Annotated in this window: 23 protein-coding genes; 5 read left to right on the forward strand and 18 right to left on the reverse strand. The window is 70.9% G+C overall.

The annotated features are described in order from the left end of the window. Positions 1-722: 722 nt before the first annotated feature. Together ACF068_RS30940 and ACF068_RS30945 are read left to right on the forward strand one after the other, a co-directional pair. On the forward strand, positions 723-1,772 hold the full coding sequence (locus ACF068_RS30940) for an NlpC/P60 family protein (protein WP_392277621.1): 1,050 nt from the start codon (positions 723-725) through the stop codon (positions 1,770-1,772). 130 nt (positions 1,773-1,902) lie between these two features. Continuing rightward, positions 1,903-2,358: a hypothetical protein gene (locus ACF068_RS30945; protein ID WP_392277622.1), complete on the forward strand. Its 456-nt coding sequence runs from the start codon at positions 1,903-1,905 to the stop codon at positions 2,356-2,358. Between the two features lie 97 nt (positions 2,359-2,455). On the opposite strand, the gene ACF068_RS30950 is transcribed toward ACF068_RS30945, so the two are convergent. The 3 genes from ACF068_RS30950 to mobC are packed head-to-tail and all read right to left on the reverse strand — an operon-like array spanning position 2,456 to position 5,813. Beyond that, positions 2,456-3,592: a hypothetical protein gene (locus ACF068_RS30950; RefSeq protein WP_392277623.1), complete on the reverse strand. Its 1,137-nt coding sequence runs from the start codon at positions 3,590-3,592 to the stop codon at positions 2,456-2,458. 14 nt (positions 3,593-3,606) lie between these two features. Further along, positions 3,607-5,331 (reverse strand): relaxase/mobilization nuclease domain-containing protein, encoded by a 1,725-nt coding sequence (locus ACF068_RS30955; RefSeq protein WP_392277624.1) that lies wholly within the window; start codon positions 5,329-5,331, stop codon positions 3,607-3,609. Between the two features lie 38 nt (positions 5,332-5,369). After that, entirely contained in the window at positions 5,370-5,813 is a 444-nt protein-coding gene (gene mobC / locus ACF068_RS30960; RefSeq protein WP_392277625.1) for a plasmid mobilization relaxosome protein MobC, read from the reverse strand. A 244-nt stretch (positions 5,814-6,057) separates the two neighbouring features. Here mobC and ACF068_RS30965 point away from each other — a divergent pair, with 244 nt between their 5' ends. Continuing rightward, positions 6,058-6,450 (forward strand): hypothetical protein, encoded by a 393-nt coding sequence (locus tag ACF068_RS30965; RefSeq protein WP_392277626.1) that lies wholly within the window; start codon positions 6,058-6,060, stop codon positions 6,448-6,450. A 104-nt stretch (positions 6,451-6,554) separates the two neighbouring features. Here the strand turns inward: ACF068_RS30965 and ACF068_RS30970 are convergent, their stop codons facing one another. Further along, the gene (locus ACF068_RS30970; RefSeq protein WP_392277627.1) at positions 6,555-7,091 is read right to left on the reverse strand and encodes a GNAT family N-acetyltransferase; all 537 of its coding nucleotides are present in this window, start codon (positions 7,089-7,091) and stop codon (positions 6,555-6,557) included. Then, positions 7,088-8,368, reverse strand: a complete 1,281-nt coding sequence (locus ACF068_RS30975; protein WP_392277628.1) for an XRE family transcriptional regulator — start codon at positions 8,366-8,368, stop codon at positions 7,088-7,090. The genes ACF068_RS30970 and ACF068_RS30975 overlap by 4 nt, the downstream gene beginning before the upstream one ends. Before the next feature lie 205 nt (positions 8,369-8,573). Here ACF068_RS30975 and ACF068_RS30980 point away from each other — a divergent pair, with 205 nt between their 5' ends. Both ACF068_RS30980 and ACF068_RS30985 read left to right on the forward strand, forming a co-directional pair. Continuing rightward, positions 8,574-8,987: a hypothetical protein gene (locus tag ACF068_RS30980; RefSeq protein ID WP_392277629.1), complete on the forward strand. Its 414-nt coding sequence runs from the start codon at positions 8,574-8,576 to the stop codon at positions 8,985-8,987. 427 nt (positions 8,988-9,414) lie between these two features. Then, a complete protein-coding gene (locus tag ACF068_RS30985; RefSeq protein ID WP_392277630.1) occupies positions 9,415-10,002 on the forward strand; it encodes a hypothetical protein in 588 nt (195 codons plus the stop codon). Between the two features lie 399 nt (positions 10,003-10,401). Here ACF068_RS30985 and ACF068_RS30990 read toward each other — a convergent pair whose 3' ends face one another. The 13 genes from ACF068_RS30990 to ACF068_RS31050 all read right to left on the reverse strand — a co-directional run bounded on the left by ACF068_RS30990 (position 10,402) and on the right by ACF068_RS31050 (position 21,896). Continuing rightward, positions 10,402-12,054 carry a DNA cytosine methyltransferase gene (locus ACF068_RS30990; RefSeq protein WP_392277631.1) on the reverse strand — a complete coding sequence of 551 codons (1,653 nt, stop codon included), beginning with the start codon at positions 12,052-12,054 and terminating at the stop codon, positions 10,402-10,404. A 719-nt stretch (positions 12,055-12,773) separates the two neighbouring features. Further along, entirely contained in the window at positions 12,774-13,412 is a 639-nt protein-coding gene (locus ACF068_RS30995; protein ID WP_392277632.1) for a hypothetical protein, read from the reverse strand. Between the two features lie 171 nt (positions 13,413-13,583). Next, on the reverse strand, positions 13,584-14,195 hold the full coding sequence (locus tag ACF068_RS31000; protein WP_392277633.1) for a DUF6248 family natural product biosynthesis protein: 612 nt from the start codon (positions 14,193-14,195) through the stop codon (positions 13,584-13,586). A 95-nt stretch (positions 14,196-14,290) separates the two neighbouring features. Continuing rightward, positions 14,291-15,175, reverse strand: a complete 885-nt coding sequence (locus ACF068_RS31005) for a phosphoadenosine phosphosulfate reductase family protein (protein ID WP_392277634.1) — start codon at positions 15,173-15,175, stop codon at positions 14,291-14,293. A 162-nt stretch (positions 15,176-15,337) separates the two neighbouring features. Next, entirely contained in the window at positions 15,338-15,907 is a 570-nt protein-coding gene (locus tag ACF068_RS31010) for a hypothetical protein (protein ID WP_392277635.1), read from the reverse strand. Between the two features lie 98 nt (positions 15,908-16,005). Beyond that, entirely contained in the window at positions 16,006-16,545 is a 540-nt protein-coding gene (locus ACF068_RS31015) for a hypothetical protein (RefSeq protein ID WP_392277636.1), read from the reverse strand. A 120-nt stretch (positions 16,546-16,665) separates the two neighbouring features. Then, positions 16,666-17,127 (reverse strand): hypothetical protein, encoded by a 462-nt coding sequence (locus tag ACF068_RS31020; protein WP_392277637.1) that lies wholly within the window; start codon positions 17,125-17,127, stop codon positions 16,666-16,668. 699 nt (positions 17,128-17,826) lie between these two features. Continuing rightward, positions 17,827-18,123 (reverse strand): hypothetical protein, encoded by a 297-nt coding sequence (locus ACF068_RS31025; RefSeq protein WP_392277638.1) that lies wholly within the window; start codon positions 18,121-18,123, stop codon positions 17,827-17,829. Next, positions 18,116-18,406 carry a hypothetical protein gene (locus tag ACF068_RS31030; protein ID WP_392277639.1) on the reverse strand — a complete coding sequence of 97 codons (291 nt, stop codon included), beginning with the start codon at positions 18,404-18,406 and terminating at the stop codon, positions 18,116-18,118. The genes ACF068_RS31025 and ACF068_RS31030 overlap by 8 nt, the downstream gene beginning before the upstream one ends. Then, positions 18,403-18,603, reverse strand: coding sequence for a hypothetical protein (locus tag ACF068_RS31035; RefSeq protein ID WP_392277640.1), 201 nt, complete (start codon positions 18,601-18,603; stop codon positions 18,403-18,405). Before ACF068_RS31035 ends, ACF068_RS31030 begins: the two co-directional genes overlap by 4 nt. Further along, positions 18,600-18,881 (reverse strand): hypothetical protein, encoded by a 282-nt coding sequence (locus ACF068_RS31040; protein WP_392277641.1) that lies wholly within the window; start codon positions 18,879-18,881, stop codon positions 18,600-18,602. The genes ACF068_RS31035 and ACF068_RS31040 overlap by 4 nt, the downstream gene beginning before the upstream one ends. Before the next feature lie 238 nt (positions 18,882-19,119). After that, complete coding sequence (locus ACF068_RS31045; RefSeq protein WP_392277642.1) at positions 19,120-20,562, reverse strand: replicative DNA helicase; 1,443 nt, start codon at positions 20,560-20,562, stop codon at positions 19,120-19,122. Between the two features lie 95 nt (positions 20,563-20,657). Beyond that, positions 20,658-21,896 carry a hypothetical protein gene (locus ACF068_RS31050; RefSeq protein WP_392277643.1) on the reverse strand — a complete coding sequence of 413 codons (1,239 nt, stop codon included), beginning with the start codon at positions 21,894-21,896 and terminating at the stop codon, positions 20,658-20,660. Between the last annotated feature and the right edge of the window lie 471 nt (positions 21,897-22,367).

Below are 22,367 nucleotides of genomic sequence, written 5' to 3' on the forward strand. Positions count from 1 at the left end.
TGCGTGCAACGGTCGCAACTGCGATGCCGTAGCCGTGGACGGGGATCAGTGCGTAACGCGGCCCCACCATCGCCCCGCCCCCCGGCGCCGAGGTCACCGAATGGGTGAACACGCCGCAACTCCCCCCAGTAAGTCCTACATTCAACTACAAGCGCGTGGCTCGTGAGATCACGAAGAGTAGCGCGCACCACCGACAACCCCGAGCCGCATTTCCTCCGTTCGCCGGAGAACCGAGGCCCGCAGCGCCCCCTATGGCACCCATCACGCACATCTGCCTGATTTCTGGAGCCGCCGCCATCGAATCCGGAGACCAATCCCGGTAAGGCAAGCCATACCTGACGACAAGTGGGCCAGCCTGTTCACCCTGAACGTTCCGCGATACAGAAAAACATTCCTCCGGACCGGTTTTTTGATTCGGACGGGCGGCGGCCTCGGGGCGACCCAGGCGCCTCCGCCTGCGACAACGGGCACCGGCGAGCACCCCGCACTGCGGTTACGACGGCTTTCTGCACACGGGTGACCCTAGGGGCGAGAACGCGCATTCATATCCGCTCTCCTACTCAACTCACGCCCTCAGCAACGGCAACCCATGCGCTCCGCGGTACTTCGGGTGCCTTCAATGTCCGGGCATGCGCGTAACATCTCGTGATCTGATACGGCACAAAGTCGACGCACAGGTCGGCCGCACAGAAAGAAGCCGTTACGGGGGGACACACGTGAAGGTGCTCATTCGAGCTGCCATCGCCCTGCTGGCCGGGGTGACGGCGCTGCTCCTCGGGCTGCTGGCGCTCGTGCTGGTGGACGCCGACGCCGAGGCCACCGAGATATCCGACGGCGGCGGCGGACTGCAAGGCGTACCCACAGAGTTCCGGGTCTGGATCCTCCGGGCCGACAGCGAGTGCAAAGAGCCCGCCATGACCCCCTCGCTGCTGGCCGCCCAGCTCTACCAGGAGTCCCGGTTCCAGACGCGCGCGACCTCCCCCGTCGGCGCCCAGGGCCCGGCCCAGTTCATGCCCGACACCTGGGCCACCTGGGGGCGGGACGCCGACGCGAACGGCATCACCTCCCCCCTGGACATCGCAGACGCCGTCATGGCACAGGGCCGCATGATGTGCTCCCTGCTCCGACAGGCCAAAGAGTCCGGGTACGGCGGCGACGTCCGGGCACTGGCCCTGGCCGGGTACAACGCGGGCTGGGGGCGGGTCGAGCAGTACCGCGGCGTCCCCCCGCAGAGCTTCGCCGGCGGCGAGACCTACAACTACGTCCGGATCATCCTGTCCACCATGCCCCGCTTCGAGGGCCCCGGCCGCCTGGAAGTCTCCGGCTCCGGCGCCGGCGCCGACGCGCTGCGCAAGGCCGCCGCCCGGATCGGCACCCCCTACGCCTGGGGCGGCGGCGGCCCCAACGGCCCCTCGACCGGCTTCTGCGACGGCACCAACGGCTACCTCAACGGCCGGTGCTCCGCCTCCACCACCGTCGGCTTCGACTGCTCCAGCCTCGTCCAGTACGCCTACTGGGACAACAGACAACTCCCCCGCGTCGCCGCCGCCCAGTACGGTGCCACCAGCGACCACCCCGTCGCCCACGCCGACCTCCGACCGGGCGACCTGCTGTTCTGGTCCCACGGCGGCTCCGGCGCCATCTACCACGTCGCCCTCTACGCCGGCGACGGCAAAGTCCTGCACGCACCACGCACCGGCAAGGACGTCCGCGTCGAACCAATCACCTCCGCCATGCCCCAGCGGGACTACCTCGGCGCCACCCGCCCCTGACGAGATGTAGGTTCCGAATGGAGACTGTCGCCCGGCCCGCCCGGCCGAGTCTCCTCTCGGTACGGTGCCGTGGTTACAGCAGTCCTGGAAGACTCGTACCGACCAGCCTCGGCAACGGAGGAGCGCTCACATGGGTCTGACCATCCGAATGCGCGGTCGTCGCAAGGTGCTCGCCCTGGAAGCCGGCAAGCTCTCGTCACGCTCGCAGTCGCCGGAGAAGGGGGTTTCGCTTGCGCCACACACAGCCGAGCTGGCCGCCCTGCTCACAGGAGGTCTGGGAACTGGCGTCCAGCTTCGTCGCATCCCGGAGATCTGCGCCACGGCCATCACCTTGTTGGGCTTGAACGGTGAGGTGCTACACAACTACGGGATCATGCCGGAGCGCTTGGACGGCCCTCCGTGGTCCCCGATCACCGTCGCCCTGGTCAAGGACGACCCAGACCAGCCCATCGACATCTACCTCTCACCCGTACCAAACACACCCGTCGAATACGAGGGCAATCTCGCATTGGGCACGGCCGACGCTGCCGCCCGCCTCATCCGCCATTACGCGCCAGCCCTGGCATGCCAGGCGAACCGCACCTGATCTGGCCCAGTCAAGTCCGCCCGGCTGAAGAATCCGACAAACGGCGTGTGCCGCAGACAATCCCGGTCTGCGGCACACGTGCGTTCGAGGAGGTGGACTATCGGGTCCGGCCACTCCTGGGAGCAGGCCCGGCCTGCCGGTGCGGGCCCACCGGCGCCTCAGCAGGCGCCGCGCCCGTGGAGGCGGACGCCTTAGTAGGACCCATGCTCGGCGAGTGCGCCCGGGCCGCCGTGGTGTTCACCACCGCCCCCGACTCTGCCGCCGGTCCGCCGATCGGCTTGGTCAGAGCGTCGCACGTCGCCATAAGCAGCCGCCGCCCCAGCTCCCCCCGTCCCTCCGCCCACGACGTGTCCTTCGTCAGCCGGGCCAGATGCTCCGCCACCGGCTTGCCGTCCTGCTCCATGCGCGCCATGCGCGCAGCGATCAGCGGCCACCGCTTCTCGGCAACGAGCAGGTCCGCCTCGCGCTCCCGCCCGGGCAGCGCCTCACGCACCATCCGCACGAACCGTTCGTTCTCCGACCGCCCGATCGCGAGCTGCTGGTGCAGAGCGACTTCCCGGTTGTCCAGATCCAGATTCTTCGGGACGTCCAGACCGGCGGTCAGCGGCCCGTACGACAGCAACGCGTCCCGGCTCGTGGTCGGCGCCTCGGCGGCCGAGACCGCCCGACCCACGCCCATCCCCTCCTGGTACGCGGAGGCCAGGATCGCTCGCACGTCGACCCCTCGCTCGTCCAGCCGCGCCATCGTCGCCGCCATCTCGGGCCAGGCCGCAGAGGACAGGATCGCCTCGCGCACCGGTCCCGCCGGCATCGTCTCGCGCACAGCCTCCGTCCACGTCCCGGTGCGCTCGGCCGCAACGCGCTCGGCGTTCGCCGCGACGGCGTCCCGCACCGTCACCACGATCTCGCCGACGCGCGGGAGCATCTCCTCCAGATCCACCCCCGCCCGGCGCAGCGCCACCAACTGCTGCGCAAGCTGCGGCCAGTCCGCACCCTCCATCAACGCCGCACCGATATCCGGCGGCAACAGCTTCCTCACCTCGCCGGAGGCCTCGGTCACCGCCTCCTCGGCGTCCGGCAGTTCCTCCTCCCCCGCCTTGCGCTGCTGGTGACGCCGCACGGCATCCGCAATGGCCGTCACCAGGCGGTACGCCATCACAGCCGTCTGCACCGCCTCGGCCGCCGCCTCCACGAACGCCCCGGCTGCCTGCTCCTCTGGCGTCGGTGTCGCCATGTTCGCTCCCCTCGTTATCGGGCCCGCCTCGGACCCCTCTGCTGCTCGTCGCCCGGCGGCCGACGCCTCGGCCCGGGCACCCCCGTCGCGCGGGCCGCGCCGCTGCCTCCAGTACCGCCGGACGTCGACGACGGCTTCTTGGCGGTGGCGTCCGCCGCCGCACCGCGCTGGCGCTGCCACCCCTCCAGCCGCCATGTAAGCACCTCTGCGACCGAGTCCGCTGAGGTCAACTCCCGCCGGGCAGCAACCGCGGCCAGGACGTCGACCGGGTCCTCCCCCGCCTTCTCGACCGCAGCCAGCCGCGTGCGCAGCGCAGGCCACGCCGGGTCCGTGAGAATCGCACGCGCGTGCCCGGGCACCGCCTCCTGAAGTACACCCGCCATCGGCCGCTCCCCCGAAACCGCCGGTGCCCGGCGGCCCCCCGAGGAGCGGGACGCCGTGCGCTTCGGGCGCGGACGGAACTCGCGCGCCGCGCTCGCGCCGGCGGTCACCTCGACCGCTTCCCGCAGCAGCCGACCGGCCCGCCCCGAGGCCTCCGCCTGAGCCCGGTGGTCCTGCGCCTGATGCCATCGACGGGAGGCCTCGACCGCGGTCACCAGGGCGAGGAGGAACCCGAGCGCGGCGACCGTGTCACTACGTCCGGCGACCGCCGCCGACTGCGACAGCAACCGATTCGACTCCCGGTACAGTCGGCGCGCCTGACCCTCCAGCGCACGGTCGCCCGGGGCGCGCGACGCCCGCTCGAACTCATACGCCGCGTCCTTCAGCCGGTCACGCACCATGCGCGGCGAGATCATCGCAGCGATGACGATGAGGTCGCCGAGCGCGGCGACGTCCCCGGCCCCCTGGTGCAGTCCGCCCGCACCGAGCTGGTCCGCGGCCGCACGAACCCGCCGCTCCGCCTCCTGCCACATCTCCGCCGGCGCGCTTGTCGGCACGGACACCGATGTCGACCAGCGTTCCCGTACGCGCGGCAGGGACAAGTCGGCGGCGAGCCGGGCACCGGGAAACCAGACCGCGTGCTGCCCGCCGTCGCGGTCGCCGGGCATCGCTACGGAGTACCCGGTGATGTTCCCGTCCGGCGCCACCCGCTTGTTCACCCGGACCCCGGCTGCGGTGAGCCGGGTGAAGAAGTCGTCCTCGTTCGCGGCGGCGGCCGCGGCCTGGCGGACCGTCCGTTGAAGCGTCTCCCGAACCGGCTCAGATAGCCCGCGACGCACCGCCTTCTCCTGCTCTCCCGTCTTCGGCCACTTCCGCGCGGTCTTGTCTCCGTGCTTCAGCCGACGCAGCCCGAACTCGACCTCGAAGTTCCTCGCGGCCGCGTGCATCTGCGGGATGTCCTGCCGCAGCCGCGGTTGCCGACCGTCCTGGCGGGCCTTCGTCGCGACGATGTGAATGTGGTCGTCGGCGTGGCGGATCGCGACCCACCGGCAGGCCTGGTCATCACCGTGCGGGGCGATACCAGAGGCGTGCATCATCTCGCGGGCGACCCGCGCCCATTCCGCGTCCATCAAGAGCCGGTCCTCGGGCGCGTTGCGCACCGCGACGTGGTACACGTGCTTGGCCGGTCGCTTGCCGAGCAGGGCGTACACCGGGGCGTCCAAGATGAGCGCCAAGTCGGCGATCGTCATGTCCGGCGAGCGCGCCGGATCCTCGACATAGGGGTCGTCCCAGGAAGCGACCATGTGCGGGTTGGTGTGCTCGTCCCGCTTGCCCGGCCCGTACAGGTAGTCCAGCAACCCCTTAGTGTCCGTGCCGTCCCGGGCCTTCTTCGGCATCACGACCGCGGCCGCCGCTCGCGCATCACCTGGCGAGTCGCTTCGTCCATGCGCTGGATCGTCTTCAGGATCGCGTCCAGCGTGGCCGCAAGCTGAGCATCAGTCACGCCGCTGTCACCGTTGAGAGCCTTCGCGATCTGGTTCACGTTGTTACCGATACGGGAGGCCTGATTGCGGGACTGAATGAGTTCGGCGAGGACATCGCGGGCGTCGACCGAAACGGGCACGACCTTCTCCTTGGCCACCTTGAGGGCGGCGTCACCGACCCATGCGGCAAGGGCCTGGTTGTCGCGGGCGGCGGCCTCACGGACGATCGTCAGCTCGGTGTCGGTGTAGGAGACCTTGATGCGCTTATCGCGACGCCCATCGGCCTCGCGCTCGCGGTAACGCGCGCTGCGATCGGAGGAGCGGCGCCGGCCGTCCGGTCCCTGTGGCTCGGCCACGCGAAGCCCCCTTCCAACCACCCCGGTCCGTGCTCGGACCAAAGATCACCGGCTGCCCACAGTAGTGGGCCGAGAGCCGGTGATCACGCAAACTGGGCCCAGTTTGCACTAACTCGCTTCCGGTGGCTGAGGCCATTCGGAGATGTGCACTGTACACATGGCGTTGCGTCAAAAACCCCTGCGGCCTGCGGCGTTGGGGACGCTTACGCAGCCGCCGTCCGAGCCTTACCAGTACGATCACAGCATGGCGAGTGCACACGACTTCATGCAGAAGATGAGGGAAGCCCAGGCGGCACGCGAGAGGGCTTTCGAGCCACTGGCGGAGATCCTGGGTAAGCGCGATGAACTCCAGCGCCAGTTGGCGGAACTGGACGCGCCGTACGCGGAAGCCTTCGCTGCTGCGGAGGTTGCGGGCTGGACCACCGAGGAGCTGCTGGCGATCGGGGCAGAGGAACCGGCGAAGCGTCCGAAGGGACGCCCGCGCGGCCGCCGGTCGACGGCGAAGAAGGACACGCTGAAGAAGGCGCCGGAGACCTCCGCGCCGGAACCATCGGTGCCTTCGCCGGCTGCTGCGATCCCCGCACAGGAAGGCGCCGGGGAGACTGCACCGGCGGCCGCTGGAAGCGCCTCCGGCTGACCACGACGGACGCACAGAAAAGGGGCCCCGCTGCGCGGGGCCCTTCGCGTTGTGGCACAGGCAACGGTGGCCCGGAGCGTTCACGAGGAGGCTCCGGGCGCGGCTCAGGCCGATGCCGACTGGCGGAGGCCGCGGAGCATGACCGTGAAATTCGGCGAGTCCGGGAACGGCTGCCGGGTGCCGATCCGCCGGTACCCCCATGTCTCGTACAGCTCCACCACCTTCGGGTGGTCGGGGTCGACCAGGAGCACGGCCAAGGCTTCGGTCCGGTTGTCGATCAGCGCACCATGCAGCCGCTCGGCGACACCGGTCTTCCGCCACCGTGGGCGCACCATGAGCTCGGACACGGAGAAGGTCGAGTCGTCCGCCGGCGGTTCGTTCAGGTGCTCGCGCCACCACTCCCGGCCGGGGGTGGCCGGGGCGCCGTACGCGAAGCCGACCGGCTCGTCGCCCTCGTATCCGATGACGCAGGAGAAGCCGGGGTGGCCGCCCCAGTGGTCCACGAACCAGGGGAAACGCTGGTTGAACTCGTCGTGCATCTCGTCGGCGTATGCGTCCGCGTGCACATCCAGGAGGGTCTGCCTGATGTGCGGCAGGTCCTCGTGGCCGAAGCGACGGAGTCCGACGGTTGCGGTGGTCATGAGCTGCTCCATTCGGTCCGGTACCGGTCAGTCCACTCATTCGCGATGTGCGCAGAGGGGGCTCGTGCGATCAGGTCGCGCTGGAAGTCGCCAAGGAGCATCCGGATCCGCCCGGGCAGCGGTGCGCCGGCCATGATGGTGAAGACCTCGCCGCTGGTGGCGCACGCCTGCTCGATGTCACCCTGATGGAGCTGAGTGAGGGCGAGTCGGGCCGTGGTGTGGGCGCGGTTGCGGCGGTAGGTCTTGGGCAGTGCGGCGAGTGCCCGGTGGGCGGCGGCTTCCGCCTGCGCCGGCTGGCCCACGACGTCTCGCACGATGGCGGTGAGGGCGTGCAGTTCGGCTGGTCCGTAGAACGCAATCCATGCTGCCTTGGGCTGGGTTAAGTCGGCCTTGGACAGGGCGTCCTCGGCTCGGCTGAGGTAGCCGAGGGCTGCGCGGGCGTCGCCGCTGTGGGCGAATCCCACTGCGGTGCGGGCGTGGGCGAGAGAGGTGTGCAGGGGGCTGCGTCGGGCGATGGCTGTTGCTTGGGCGGCTTGTGAGGCGGCGACTGCTTCGGCGTAGTCGCGGCGCTGTCGGGCGAGCATGGCCCGGAGGTTCCAGACCTGCATGGCCATCTCGGAGTCCTGGGCGAGTCCCGCGAGTGTCAGGGCCCGGTCGAGATGGCGGCCGGCGCCGTCGAGCCGTCCAGCGTCGATCAGGGACCACGCTGCCGTGGCGGTGAAGTCGGCGGCGAGCGCGAACAGGCGTTGCCGCACGCGTTGCGTGGTGGAGTTTCTCTGGAGGCGGAGGGCTTCGGTGGCTCCGTCGAGGGCGGCTTGCTCCAGGCCGTGTCCGCCGCGCTGGGCGTCCAGGGCGACGAGTCTGGCGACGTCGTCGCGTAGCCGGATGACGTCGGAGGTGCCTACGCGCGATGGCCGGGCCGAGGGAGGGCTGAGGGGTATGGCGGCGGCCGCGGTGCTGGCGGCCGCGCCGAAGAACTGGCGACGGCGCACGTCGGGGTCCTCCGGGTGTACTGGAAGGGTCGTGGACTTCCCCCGAGGCAGGAACCCAAGATCTTTGGCGGTGAGACCGGTGACGATCTCCAGGGCCAGACGTTGGCGGTGTTGGGGCCATCGGTTCTGTCTGGAGAGCCAGCGGAACACGGTGCGCTCCGATGTCGTGCCGGGTCTGCCGGAGAACTTGCCGATGGCCGCGTTGACCGCCTGGGCAAGCTCGGCGGCTGACATCTGGTGTTCCGACATCCAGACGGCTAAGGACTCGTTCTTGTTCTCCGCCACGGACAGCACGGTAGGGCGTGTGCCTGGCGGACGGAAGGTAACGGAATCGTCAAGTCGTCAGTGGGGTGTGGGAGGGCCCGGCCGACTTCGTCATGAACACCGGGCGGCGGCAGGCGGTTAGGTGTCATGTACGGCCCCGCCGCGCTCTCGTTCCCCCGTGAGGCACGGCGGGGCTCCCATTCCCGATTCACCTGCTGAGGCAACGATGACCAGTGCAGGAATTTCCCACGAAGCGGCCGTCGCGCCGGCCGTGCCGGATCCCTCTGCCGCCGTGCTGTACGTGTGTGCCGACCGCGGCATGGTGATGCCCGGCCTTGCTGTCGAGCGAGCGGAGGAAGAGGGTCGCACCTTTGCTCGCGAGCGCCATCTGGCGATCACCGAGGTGGTCACCGATGAGTACGGCGAGCCGGACCCCTGCCGTCGTGAAGGGTGGCAGCGGGTGCGGATGCTGGCAGCGACCGGCGCGGTCGCCGTGGTGCTCGTCCGCTGGCCCGCCAGCATCGCTCCGGAAGGTGCGCATGAGTACCGGCACCGCGAGACCAGGTGGCTTCAGGAGCACGGGGCGCTCGTGCGCTACACCTGGGCGCCGCTGGCCGCGCGGGGCGGTGAGACGCGGTGAACCGTGGCCTGCTTCATCGCGATCATCCATGGCTCGGTCGGGACGTGACGGACGTTGCCACCGGTCGCCGCGGCAGGCTGCGCGCGATTGCTCCCGACGATAGTGACGGCGCGCGCGTGGTGGCGTGGCTTCTGCCTCCGGGCGGAGGCACGGAGTGGACCACCGATCCCGGCTTTCTCGCCGACCCCGCGCCGGTCACGCCGGACACCCACCCCGCGTCGTGACCGGCCGCCGTCGTACTCGCCGGCGTGCGCGGCCGTGGTGGGCGTGGTGGCAGACCTGGCTGCTCGGCTGCGCGCTCGCGGCCCTGGCCTTCGTGGCCCTGCGGCCCCTGTAGATCCCGGCTGGGTCGGGGGCGGGACGTCATACCCCCCGGCCCAGCCGGTCAGTTCCACCTGACCGAGCACCACCGACGAAGGGAAGCACGATGACCGCAACAACAGCACTTCCCGACCTCGCCGACGTCGCTGAGCGGGCCCGTGCGGTCCACGCGGCCTGGCAGGCTGACGCCGAGATGCAGACCGTCGTCGACGGCTGCGCGAAGTACAGCAGCGACTGGGACGACTTCTACGGCGGGCCGCTCGTCAGCTCCTACAGCGTCGCCCGCGACGCGGAGCACCTTCTGGTCGACGCGCTGCGGGTGATGGCGCTCAAGACGGCCGTGTATGAGCTGAGTGGCGACGAGCTCCTGGCCGAGTTGCCCGTGCCCGTTCCGGTCGACGTCACCTGCCACGCGCTGTGCGCGCAGTTCACCGCGCTGAGCCGGATCCAGCAGCGCACTGGGCACCTGTTCGTGCACTCCACGGTGAACGAGCACGCCATCGCGACGCCGTGGGACACCGGCGACTACACGCACCAGGCGTACAAGGCGGCGTTCGGGCCGGTGAACGAGCGGTACTGGATCCCGGCCGCCGAGGTGGAGCGGCGCCGTCGGTTCCTCGACGCCCGGTACGCCACCATCGGCATCACCGACCGCGGAATGACAAGCGCCATCGACTACGCCGCGTCGGCGTAACCTTCGGCTCGGCCTCCGGCACCGTCCTGGGCGGCGGGGCGGTACGGTCCGGCTCCAGCCCTACCTTGTGCGGGTGCACGCACGCCGGTGTCCGGTCGTCCAGGGTGTAGCGGTAGCCGTCGGCCGGGTCGAAGGGGCACTCCCACGAGGGGCGCGAGTACACGACGAACGCTTCGCGCGGCAGACGCTTCGACGGGCAGATGCCACATGCCGGATGGTCCTCGCCCTGGGCGAACGGCTCGCTCATGACGGCACGGTAGCGGAGCCCCGGCATCTGCCGGGACTGGAACACCCGAACGGAGACGGCGCTCACCCCACAGCGGCACGGGGTGAGCGCCGTCGCATGCGGAAGGCCCCGGCGGGCGGCGTGTCCGCCGGGGCCTTGTGCGTGTGGGTGGGTCAGGCTGCGGGGAATAGCTCGAGTTGCTCGATCGCCCGGTCCTCGGTGCGCGGGGCGGGCAGTGCCGGGTGGTCGGTGTCGGCGGCCTGGTCGTCCAGCCGGTAGAGCGTGGCCTGGTAGGTGGACACCGGTTCGTACCAGTCCTCGCCCTGGACGGCGGAGGAGACGGCGGCGCCCATGAACGGGCTCACCGCGTCGGCGATCATCTGCGCGATGTTCCGCACGCCGCGGGCACCCTTGCGGGCCGGGATGTAGGTCCACGGGTAGTCCCGGCGGAAGCCGACCAGGGCGCCGAGTTCGGGGGCGGTGATGGTGCTGGTGCCTTCGCCCTGGGGGACGTGGGCGGGGCGGAACTTGATGCCGTACCAGGGGGCGGTGACGCACTGGCCGACGTCGTTGAGCGGGAACGATCCGCCCCCCATGGGCTTGCCGGTCCGGGGGTTGATGCCGCGCTTGCCGCGGGTGTCGGCCCACCAGTCGGCCGGGAGGCTGAGGGCGGTGGCGACGGCCACCTTCGGCAGGGCGGGGCGGCCCTGGTAGGGCTCGATCCGGCGGTCGAGTTCCGGCGTCCAGTTGGGCAGTCGGCCGGTGCGCTTGAGGACGTGCGCCCACATCTCGCGGGCCGCCTTGTCGACGTTCACGTGGTCCGCGTAGCGGGGCCACTCGTAGCGGGTGGCGACCATCCACGCGCGCTCGCGGTGGGTGGCCGCACCGAAGTCGGCGGCGTCCGCCACCTGCCACGAGCACCAGACCCAGCCGAATCCCTCGACGCTGGTGATCTCGGACTGAATGGCCTCGGCCAGAGCCGGGCTCTGCTTGAGCAAGTTCGCGCTCTGCTCCATGGTGATGGAGATCAGCGGGGCGCCGATCTGGACCAGGCACATCGGCCAGATCAGCATCTCGGCCATGAGCGCTGTGCGGTCGTCGGAGACGACGCTCGCCGCCCACTCCCGGAATTCTGCGGGGGTCATGCAGGGGGGCAGGTGGCCGCCGCCGCACAGCTCGCCCCTGCCGTCGGCGTCGGGGTGGTCCTCCATGCCGTCCAGGACGTCGCCGAAGTAGCCGTGTGGACCGCCGTAGAGGCTGCACAGGTCATCCACCTCCAGGAAGCCGAAGGCCTCGCTCGCCTGCCACATGACCGACTGGAGCTCGGCGATCTCCTCCTCGTTCCAGCCGGACCGCTTGCCCGCGCCGGAGAGGGTCTGGCACGGCGGGGAGCCGTGGACGCGGCGCACGCCCCGCAGGGCCGGGTGGCGGGGGTCGAGCGTGCGCACGTCCGCCTCGACCACCCAGTGCCCGGCGGCCCGGGCGGTCGCCGCGGCGTCGCGGTTGGACTCGATCAGCACCCAGTCGCCGCCGTCGTCCACCAGGGAGCGCCCGGCGGACATGCCGCCCGGGCCGCCGAACAGCTCGATGCCGCGCTCCGGCTCGCCCTCGGCCCACGGCCGGGCCCAGTGCGGCGGGTAGGGGAAGGCGAAGTCGGTACAGTCCTGGCAGTCGGCGCACTGGGTGCCGGTACCGCAGACGATGCAGTCGGCGCACGTCCAGCCGTCCCACTCCAGCACCGCCGGCCGGAAGCCGTTCGCGTACGGGCGGCCATCCTCGTCCGTCGCCGGTTCAGGGGCAGCGTCGCGCACGGGGGTGCTCACCATGACCGTCCTTGATCGTTGAGGTTTGTCGGTGTGGGCCCGGGGCCCGGTGGCCGGTTGGGGATTCCCGCCCCCTTCCGACGTAGACAATACTCTCAAGTTTTAAGGGGCGGGTCAACCCCTGGCACGCCACAAAACCCCTGGTCAGAGACGTTTTTGAGGGCGCCTCAGATGCCCCCACGCCCCTCCGGCGCCGCCGCACGACGGGCTGGTCGGGGGCTCCCTCCTCGGTCGGGCAGGCGCAGCCGATCGCGGGCCGTGTTGGGGTGCCAGGCTCGCCGAAGGCGACCGCGAAGCGGCTCGGCCTGGCGGCCCGGCGCGGGCTGTGATCCCCTCCGGGGGCCCGTCCGGGGAGGGAGCCCCCGACCCCACCCACCGTTCACACACCACCGGGCCGCAGTACACCGCACTCCCCCCGCCCCCTCCGAGGAGGGCCGGGGGTGTGGGGGCGGAGCCCCCGCTGCCCGGACCGGCAGGCGCCGACCGCCGCACCACGAACTCACCTCTTAAGAGGTAAGACCCACCTCACGGAGGCTGGAACGCAGCGACCCGCCGCCTCGATTGAGGCGGCGGGTCGTGTGCATGTGCGGAGTGGGCGCACCACACCCTCTGTCGGCACGGGACGTACCCGCGCATCGGTACAGCCCTCCGCGGGCCGTTGCCAGCAGGCTAGCGCAGCCGGGTGCGGTCCGGGCCGCACGCGCCGTCTTCTTGCCGGTCTTCTACTGCTGGGCCTCCTGGCGGGCCTGGGTGATGATCCGCTTCCAGAGGTGCACGGACTGCCCGTGGCGCTCGGCCAGGGCGGCGGCCACCTCGCCGGCCTTCCGGCCGGGCATCGCGGCCAGCGCCTCGGCGGCCAGCCTGACTCGCGGGTCGGGCGTCTGCGCCGCGCGGGCCTTGCGGTCGGGGCCGGGCGGGCGACCACCCTTAGTGCCGAACCCGCTGACCGGGTTGTCGGCCCACGCCCAGAGCTGGGCCCGGGTGCGGTACTCACGGGTGCGGGTGCGCAGCTCCTCGACGCGGACCGGGTCGGGCCACTCCGGCGGCGGGTTCTTGGCGTACTGGGTGATCCGGGCCGGGTCGACGCCGAGCAGGCGGGCCTGCCCCGCCGGCGGGAGCTGCTCGTCCGGCTCGCCGCTGCGGTCGACGCCGGACAGGTCCCGGGGCCGCTGGCGGTGCTGGGCGAACCAGCGGGCCCACTCCTCCAGGTCCCAGTGCATGACGCCGTCGATCTCGCGGGGCTCGGGGTGCCCGTTGGCCCGGCGGTCGCGCCACAGCCTCTTCAGCGTGGTGCCGCCGTAGCCGCTGTGCTCGATCAGGTCCTCGCGGTTCGCCCACTGGCGGCCATCGACGGTCTTCACGGGTGTGCTCCTGGTGGTCTCGGTCGTGGATACGATGGTGACTGGTTCGGTTATGGGTCTGTTGAGGGCCCTCGGTGGCCGGACCGCACGGCCCGGCGGGATTCCCACGCTTTTGCGCCCCGCCGGGCCGCTCGACGTCCGGCGCCGGGCGCCCCCGGCGTGCGGCCGCCGTCAGAACAGGGTGTACTGCGCCTCGTCCACGGGCTCGGGGGCACGGCGGCCCTGGCGCGCGGCGGCACTGTGGTCCGGCCGCGCGGCGCTGTCCGTCTCCGCCGGTGCCGCCTCGGGCTTCGCCGCGACCGACTCCTTCGCCCGCCGCCGGCGCCGCGCGGGTCCGTCGGGGGCCGGGCCGTCCTTGGCGCACGGGCACCGGCACCACCACACGCACGGCGCGTCGTCGGGCCGCAGGATGAGTTTGGCAACGCCCCGCCCGCGCGCGTCGTGCACCCAGTCGGTGTTGTCGTCCACGTGCGGGCCGCCCTCCTGTCGGTGGACGCACAGGTCGCAGCGCTTCGCCAGGCAGTTCCAGCAGGTGCCGCGCTCGCACATCGACCAGCGCCAGAAGCCGAACGGGTACTTGCGGTCGAGCTCCGTCATGAACCCGGGCCACACCTGCTCACGGACCCACGCCCCCTCGTCCTCGCTCATCGGCGAGGGATTAGGCACCGGGTCGATGATGCCCATGATCAAGCCGCCCTGGAAGTTCAGGAGGGCGGTGCCCCGTACGGTCTCGCACTCCTCCGTCGTAAGTGTGCGCTGCGGGCGGCGGATGACGTGGTTCATGCTGCGGTCCTTCGGTGGTTGAGGGATTCGGTGTGGTGCTCGGCCCCGGCGGGGGAGCGGGATTCCCGCCCCACTCCCCCGCCGGCCACGGCCGGTCAGTTCCGGGCGCGCTCGATGATCGTCCGCAAACTGATCGACTTCTTGAACTGGTGGCCCATCGCCTCCTCGGCCCTGGCGTACTCGGCGAACAGCTCCGGGTTGAGCTGGGCGGAACGGACCAGGTCGTCGGTGTGGGCGAGCGGGCAAGCGCGGCAGCTCAAACGCCGCATGCCCTGGTCGTAGGCCTGGTGGTACTCGATGCCGTTCTGGCGGTGGATCTCCCACACCTGCTCGGTGGTGAGCCGGTGAACCGGGAGCCACGTCGTCACGACCCGCAACGTGCCCTTGCCGGTCATACGGTTCAGCTCGACCTCGGGCTTCTTGGCGCGGGCCCGGGACTCCTCGGCGCGCATGCCCATCGCGTACCCGGCCCGGATCGGACGCCGCAGCCTCAGCTCGTCACCGACCTCGTCCACGTAGTCCCGGCCGACCGCGGTCTTCGTGTCGCTCGTGCAGAAGCGCGCGAAGTGCCCGGGCCAGTTGCCGTGGGAGAGAATCCGCTCCCACAGCGACTTCCACCGCTTGCTGCGGCGGACGGCGAAGGGAACGCCGTACTGCTCGGCGTGCGCTCGGGCTACCTCCATCGCACCGGGCCACTCGACCAGGTGCCCCTGCTCGGTGCGGCCGAGGTCGCAGTGCAGCACGCGGACCTTGTGGAGCTGGCCCGCCTTGTCGGCCTGGGTGCACACCTCATGCACCAGTGCACCGGAGTCCTTGCCGCCGCTGTCGCCGACGATGACGGCGTCGTGCGCGTCGAAGTCGAACTCCACAGGGGGCGCGGCCGGCGCAGCGGCCGGCGCAGCGGCTGGCGCAGCGAACAGTTCCATCTGAGCGGCGGCGCACCCGGTGCCGCACGGCGGCGTGAAAGGCTTCTTCGTCACGGTCGTCTCCCGAGTTGAGGTCTTCGGTGTGCTCGGGCCGGGCCCGGCGGGGGAACGGGATTCCCGCCCCGCTCCCCGCCGGGCGTCCGGCCGGTGGCGCGCGAGCTGGGGGCCGGGCCCGGACGCTGGTCCGGGCCCGGCGGTCGTACACGGGCGAGCGGGCTACTTCTGGTAGGCGGGGATCAGCGCGCGAACCTTGTCCTCGCCGATACATCCGCCCTCGTGGCGGTAGGCGGACGGCGGGTTGCCGTTGCGCCCGCGGTGGTGGCTCCAGTAGCGGACACCGGACCATCCGCACAGCTCGCACCGGAGGTACCAGGGGTTGTCCGATCCGGGGAAGCCGTGGAGTACGGCCCTCCAGCGGTGTTCGGTCAGACCGGCGAAGGCGGTGTGGGCGCCCGCGATGTTGCGCGGGCTGGCGGGCATCCGGGGATGCAGCAGGGGCACCGGCCCGTGCAGCGGCTTGGGCGCCTGGGCGAGGACCTGGTCCAGGGCGACGGCCGTGATGCGACCGGCGGCGTACTGCTCGGCGAGGTACGCGGCGGCCATGTCGATGCCCTTGGTGCCGGTGGGCGGTCGGCGCAGGTTGTGCTCGCCCTCGCTGGTGACGACCAGCCAGTCACGGTGCCAGCGGTAGGCCTGCCCGATGACCCGGTCCTCGCCGATGATCACGGGGTATCGGCACTCGATGTCCGGCTCTCCGGTGCGGATCTGCAAAGTGGTGGCGCTCATGGACGTGCTCCTTGTTGAGGGTGTTCGGTGTGGGGGCCGGGCCGGTGGCGCGGGCGGGGATTCCCGCCCCCGCCCGCGCCACTGACGGCGGCCGAGGATCAGCGGCAGGTCGGAGCAAGGCCGACCATGCACCCGTGCAGCCTGTGGGTCTCGAACTCCAGGTGCTCCTGGCACATCTGGCGCGTCCACGGGAACATCGGGGAGATCGGGAAGTAGGTGAACCGCTCGGGGTGCCGCTGGACTGCCTGGGCGGCTGCGCGGTCGGCGTACAGGAAGCCGTCGCTGCTGCCGTCCGAGACGCGGACGGCGATCCAGCCGCGGGCGCCGCTCTCCAGGTGGCGGCCGATCACTTCGGCCATGCGGGCGGCCGCACGCACCAGGGCGTACTCACGACGGGCGAGCGAGGCGGCGTGCGCGTGGCTGACGGCGGTGTAGGTCCGCAGGTGCAGCCCGGGCGAGTTGGCGTCCAGGCAGGCGCCTTCCAGCTCCTCGCGCTGAGCTCGCCGCTCCATCGGGTGGCCGGACTGGCGCTCGACGTACACCACGCGCCGCCGGGGAAGTCCGGGACCACCGTCGACGAGGGCGTCGCCATCCTCGGCGATCACGAGGTAGGTGGCGGCCCTTTTGCTGAGATCCACGCGCGGTACGGGGATACGGCCAGTGACGGTCATGGGTGTGGCCTTTCAGGTCGTTGAGGTGTTCGGTGAGCCGCCGGGACGGGCGGGATTCCCGCCCCGCCCGTCCCAGCGGAAGGGGTGTCAGGCCCAGTACTCCGGGTTGTCGATCACGCGGAAGGCGGTGCCGTCGTCGGCAACCAGGACCTCACCGGCCACCAGGTCCTGCATGTGGGCCTGGATCTCGCCGGTCCGGAATCCGGCCTTCTGCATCCGGTCCCAGAGGCAGCCCGCCACATCCATGGGCTCGGCCGTCTCGTCGCCCGTGGCGATGGTCAGCCACCCGCTGCCCGCCGGACGGAACTGCCCCAGGTACCTCGGGGTCTTCATCTGCCGGGGCCACACCGGCTGTTCGGCCACGTAATCGGCCACGGCCTGGCGGACGGCGTGCGCACCTCCCCCGAAGTGCTCGTCCACGTCGGCAAGGTGCATCAGGTCGGTGATCAGGTTGCTGATCTCCTCGCCGCACAGCTCGCGGTAGGCCTCCCAGAACACCCTCGCCCGTGCGGCGTGGTCCGGGGTGGTGAGGTCGCCGGTGGAGTGCATGACGTTTGCCTTTCGTTGAGGTTTTCGGTGTGGGCCCCAGGGCCCGGCGCCGGGTGGGGATTCCCGCCCCTTTCCGACGTAGACAATACTCTCAAGTTTTGGGCGCCGCGTCAAGTTCTGACACGTCAAAAACAGCAGGTCAGAGGCCTCTTTGAAGAGATCCTGAGGCGAATTCCGATGCCCTCGGCGGACCCCCGGCCTTACCCCCGGCGGAACGCCGTACGACGGGCCGGTCGGGGGATCCCTCCGCGGCGGGGCAGGCGCAGCCGACCGCGGGCCGTGTCGGGGTGCCAGGCTCGCGCTCGCGCGACCGCGAAGCGGCTTGGCCTGGCGGCCCGGCACGGGCTGTGGTCCCCTCCGGGGGCCCCGTCGCGGAGGGAACCCCCCGACCCCACCCCACCCAGCACCACCCACCGGCCGCAAGATCAAAAACCGGGCCCCCTCCCCTCTGTGGAGGGCCGGGGGTGTGGGGGCGGAGCCCCCGCGTGCCTGAACCCGCACCCACCCCGTCACCCCCGCCGCAAGTTCACCTCTTAAGAGGTGAGGCGGCCGGGCGACTGCCGGATGCACGAGGCAGGGCGCGGAGCGTCGTTCCTCGAGCAGGAGCATCCCGCCGGCGCCGCCGCCGCCGCGAACACCGAAGGGCCCGGCGGACGGGTGTCTCGCCGGGCCCCGGTCGGGCTGGTCGGGCTGGTCGGGTCAGTAGAGCTGGATGCGGGTCAGGACGATGTGCGGCGGGTCGGCGTCGGCGACGATGACGTACTCGGCGATGCCGAGCGAGCCATCCGCGCCGAGCGGCATGCGCCGCTGCTGTGGCCACCTCGCCGACGCGGTGCTGCCCGGCACGTCGCCGCGCGTCTCGTTGATCACGACGGTGGCGGCCACGATCGCGGCGAACACCGGGCCGGGCAGGGCCTTGTCCATGAGGAGTTCGGTGACCTCCTCCGACAGCACGCAGGGCAGGCCCTCCGGCTCCTGGTCGTACGGCTCACTCAACGGGCAGACCCGCGTCCTGGCGGCGCGCGACGAGGTCGGCGACGCCGGCCGTGGGCAGCGTGCCGTCCAGCGCGGCCGCGGTCAGTCGGTCCCCGGCCGGGTCGGTGTCGAGCATGGCCTCGCACCACCAGCGGCGCAGTACGCCCTCCGCCTCCTCGGGGGCTGCGGCCAGCAGCGTGCGGTAGAACTCCATCCGCCGCTCGCCATCGAGGGCGGCCGCGATGCCCTCGGCGTTGCGCGGTACCCGCTCCGGCTCGTGCGGGTGGATCGGCTGTGCGGTCATCGCCTGCCCCTTTCGGTCCGCTCCGAGTCTGCCCGCTCGCCACTCCCGCCGTCGACCGGCTGTGCGGGAACTGCGGCCCGCTCCGCCTCCCACTCGGCCCGGCGGGCGACCCCAGCCTCGGCGACCGCGTCGGCCAGCTCGGCGCACAGCCGGAGGATCGCGCCGGCGTCCGGGTGGCCGATCGACGTCACGGTCACCACACCCGACGCACCTGGCTGAACGCGTGGGAGACGCTGAAGGCGCCCGGGCTGCGGGTGCAGGCCTTGAAGGTGCCCCGGTCCTGCTGCCCCATTTCGCGGCGGACCCGCTCCAGGCGGGCCACGTCGACCGTCGGCCGCTCGGCGGCACGCTGGGCCTTGATCACGTCATCCAGGATGCTCCGCATCGCGGGGTAGGCCGCGTTCCAGCGATCGGCGATACGCTGGGCCTGGTTCTGCTCGATGAAGCGGGTCGTGATGCTGTCGGTGCTGAGCATGTCGGTCTCCGTCCTTCGTCGTGTAGGGTCTCGCCGCCCGTGGCACAGGCCGGACCCCTGACCAGCGGCTTTCGATCTGTCTCACGACGATGGCACACGGTTCAGTCTCACGAAACGTGGCACTTCCTCGACAGCTTCGCGCGGTGCAGGCTCCTGACCTGCGCGTCTCACTGATGTGCCGTCATGTGCCAAGATCGAATGAGACTGTGCCACGGGATTTGAGACCCCACACGTCGTCTCAGAAGTTCTGGCCCATGGCCTCGATTTTGCTGAACCGGCCGCGGAACCCGGCAGTCACGATGCCGGTGCTGCCCTCGCGGTTCTTCGCGACGATCATGTCGATTTCGCCGGCGCGCTCGCTCTCCGGCTCGTAGTAGTCCTCGCGGTGAAGAAGGATGACCGCGTCGGCGGCCTGCTCGATCTCACCGGACTCACGCAGGTCGGAGAGCTGGGGGACCTTGCTCTCGCGGCCGGTGGTCTGACGGGAGAGCTGGGCGGCCGCGAAGACGGGGAGGTCGAACTCAAGCGCGAGTTCCTTGAGTCCGCGGGCGATGGCGTCGACCTCGTTGGTGCGGTTGCCTCCGCGCGCCTGGGCGTCGGGCTTGACGATCTGGAGGTAGTCGATCGCGAGCGCGTGCGGCAGGCGGTCCTCGATCTGCCAGCGTCGCAGGGCCGAACGGATCTGCGGCACGGTGATGCCGCCGGGCGGCACGACGAGCCTCAGCGGGGAGGCGACGACACGGCCGCGGACCTTGTCGTACTTCGCCCACTGATCTGGGGCCAGGGCGCGCTTCCGGATGTCGTGCTGCGGGATCTCGGCCTCGGCGGCGATCAGCCGGTTCATGATCTGGCGACGGGCCATCTCCAGCGAGACGAACGCGGCCGGTCGGCCGTGGACGACAGCGAGGTGACGCATGAGGTCGAGCAGCGCTACCGACTTACCCATGCCGGGGCGGCCCGCGAGGATCACCAGGTGGCCAGGAACGGTGCACAGCATCGACTGGAGGTCCTCCCACGGCATGGGCAGACCCGGGTTCTCCCCTGCCGCCTGATCGTCCTCCCAGCCCTCGACCAGCTCCTCCATGGACGCGTCCCACCCAGCGGGGTCCTTGCCCGTGTCGAACGTGGCCTGGAGCGCCAGCAGCCGGGCGGCGGAGGCCTCGATCACCTCGGCCGGGTCCGCGTCCTGGGCGTAGCCCATCGCGGTCACCTGCGTACCGGCCTCGATCGCCTGCCGCAGCTTCCACTTGTCGCGGACGATCTCCGCGTAGTACGACGCGTTCGCCGCCGTCGGCACGGACTGCACCAGGGTGTGCAGGTAGGCCGCGCCGCCGACCTTCGCGATCTCGCCGCGCCGGGTCAGCTCGTCCCCCAGCGTGATCGGGTCGACCGGCTCGCCCCTGCCGTACATGGCGACGATGGCGCGGTAGATCGTCTCGTGGGCGGGCTTGTAGAACTCGTGGCCCTTGAGGATCTCCACCACCTCGGTGATGGCCTCCCTGGACAACTGCATCCCGCCGAGCACGCACTGCTCGGCGTCGCGGTTCTGCGGCGGGAGGCGGTCGAAGCCGTCGGTCGCGGCCCGGAACGTGCCGGGGAGGTCCCCTCGGTCCTGAGCAGGCAGCATCACGGGGTCGCCGTCGAACAGGCTGCCTTCGCCGGCGGGGGGCTGTGGTGTCATGCTAGTCATCGGATCTCTTCTCTTGACGGGTTGGGATCGCACGGCGGCCGGTTTCTTCGCGGGAGCACGGCCGCCGTGACGTTTGTTGGGGCGGGTCAGACTGCGGCGGGTTGCCGCACGCCGCCGGGGTGGCACTCCGGGCACTTGATCAGGCGGCCGCCGTGCCTGCGGAACCGCTCGGCGACGAGGTCGGGCGGGGTGCCGTCGTTGCACTCGCCGCACCACTCCGGGACGGCAGGCCGCTGGCCGGGCACCTTCGTGCCGCGCGGCGCCGGGCACTGCGGGTGGGTCTTGGCCCGGGCGAGATCCAAGTAGTTGCGGCTGACCATGAACGGCACCACCGACTGGATCAGCCACTCCACGGAATCCTCAGCCGCGATGGCCTCGGCCGCGTCCAGCGCGATGCCGTCCAACTGGCGGCGGCTGGGCCGGGTGCCGCGCTCGGCCTTCCACAGGAGCGCGAACTGCTCAGCAACAGCAGCGGCCGCGACGGGCTCCTCGCCGACTCCGGCGCCCGGCGCCGTGGTGCTGTTCGTCGGCGCAGCCGGGTTCTCTCTCTCCTCGACCGTCTCCTCAGCCACGTCACCGGGGACCGCTGAGGCGCCCGTGACAGGAGAGAGAGAAGACCTAATAGGAGCCTGAATACCACCCTCGTTTTCGCTGGTCAGCGGCTTGCGGCCGCTCGATTTCTGCGCTCGACTGCTCGATTTCTGCTGAGCGCTGCTAGAAATCGAGCGGTCGAAACGACCTGCGGTTTCGTCCTGGGGAGCCTCGACGGGGGGCTGTTCGTCCAGGTCAGTACGTCCGCTCATTTTTGAGCGGACGATGCCCTCGGGGGTCTTCGTGTGGGTCGGCGGGACGATCGGGTTCTCGCGCCAGTCCGGCCGGTACGCGTCCAGCTTCTGCCACGTGTTCGCCCAACCGACATGCACGTCCGGGGGGAGGTCGTGGACCTTGTAGCGGCGGGAGATGGTCTGGATGCCGCCCTTGCCCGTGGAGGTCACGATGCGCTCGCCGTCCGGGTTGGTGACGAGATTCGCCTTCTCCAGCCGCTTGAGCGCGGCCCGCACGGTCGACTCACCGACCGGCTTCTCCCCCTCTTCGGTCAGCAGCCAGCAAAGCTGATCGACCGACATCCGGCGCAGGCCTCGCGGACTCGACGTCAGCATGGCGCGCAGCAGCGTGTAGAGCTTGAAGTCGGTGGGCTTCATGCCCGGGAGGTGCAGCACCCAGTGCCGGACCACTGCGGGCGACCAGTAGTCGGTGATGTCGCCCTCGAACAGGAACTCGCCCTCCTCGGGCGCCGGGCGGCGCGGAAGGTGCCGAGGGCTCACAGGGTCACCGCCGGCGGAGTCGCGGACAGTTCCGTGGGGGCGACGGAGAGAATCAGGGCCGCGACGCTACGTGTCGCCAGCGAGGTGTAGATCATGGTGCGGGGTCTCCCCTGGGTGGTTTGGGGAGCCGCAGACCGGCAAGTGACGGAAAAGAGACGTGCTGACTGGGTCGCGCTGCTGCGTAGTACCCGTCACGGGCTCTATCCTGTGGGTTGGTGACCTCGGGCCTGGCAGGGCTCGGGCCCCGGCGTCATCGCCGACCTACGACTCGGGCAGTGAGTCGATCGCTGGATGAGATGGCCGCCCTGGCAGGGGCGGCCATCGGCGTATCAGGGAGCAGGTCCGGAGGGGCGGGCCGCCGCGCTGTGTGAACCAGCGGGGCAGCGGTAAATGTGTACGTGGCATCCAACGATCTTGCCTCGCACCCCGGCCTCCCGTGAACGCGTTTTCAGCGATCCGGGGCGGGGCGGC

This window comes from Streptomyces sp. NPDC016309 (genome assembly GCF_043077235.1).
Lineage (GTDB): Bacteria > Actinomycetota > Actinomycetes > Streptomycetales > Streptomycetaceae > Streptomyces.

Bases quoted from the DNA above. Each gene is read 5' to 3' on its own strand.
- ACF068_RS30945 (WP_392277622.1), top strand. From the start codon at position 1,903: ATGGGTCTGACCATCCGAATGCGCGGTCGTCGCAAGGTGCTCGCCCTG.
- ACF068_RS30950 (WP_392277623.1), bottom strand. From the start codon at position 3,592: ATGGCGACACCGACGCCAGAGGAGCAGGCAGCCGGGGCGTTCGTGGAG.
- ACF068_RS30965 (WP_392277626.1), top strand. From the start codon at position 6,058: ATGGCGAGTGCACACGACTTCATGCAGAAGATGAGGGAAGCCCAGGCG.
- ACF068_RS30970 (WP_392277627.1), bottom strand. From the start codon at position 7,091: ATGACCACCGCAACCGTCGGACTCCGTCGCTTCGGCCACGAGGACCTG.
- ACF068_RS30980 (WP_392277629.1), top strand. From the start codon at position 8,574: ATGACCAGTGCAGGAATTTCCCACGAAGCGGCCGTCGCGCCGGCCGTG.
- ACF068_RS30985 (WP_392277630.1), top strand. From the start codon at position 9,415: ATGACCGCAACAACAGCACTTCCCGACCTCGCCGACGTCGCTGAGCGG.
- ACF068_RS30990 (WP_392277631.1), bottom strand. From the start codon at position 12,054: ATGGTGAGCACCCCCGTGCGCGACGCTGCCCCTGAACCGGCGACGGAC.
- ACF068_RS31000 (WP_392277633.1), bottom strand. From the start codon at position 14,195: ATGAACCACGTCATCCGCCGCCCGCAGCGCACACTTACGACGGAGGAG.
- ACF068_RS31010 (WP_392277635.1), bottom strand. From the start codon at position 15,907: ATGAGCGCCACCACTTTGCAGATCCGCACCGGAGAGCCGGACATCGAG.
- ACF068_RS31020 (WP_392277637.1), bottom strand. From the start codon at position 17,127: ATGCACTCCACCGGCGACCTCACCACCCCGGACCACGCCGCACGGGCG.
- ACF068_RS31030 (WP_392277639.1), bottom strand. From the start codon at position 18,406: ATGACCGCACAGCCGATCCACCCGCACGAGCCGGAGCGGGTACCGCGC.
- ACF068_RS31040 (WP_392277641.1), bottom strand. From the start codon at position 18,881: ATGCTCAGCACCGACAGCATCACGACCCGCTTCATCGAGCAGAACCAG.
- ACF068_RS31045 (WP_392277642.1), bottom strand. From the start codon at position 20,562: ATGACACCACAGCCCCCCGCCGGCGAAGGCAGCCTGTTCGACGGCGAC.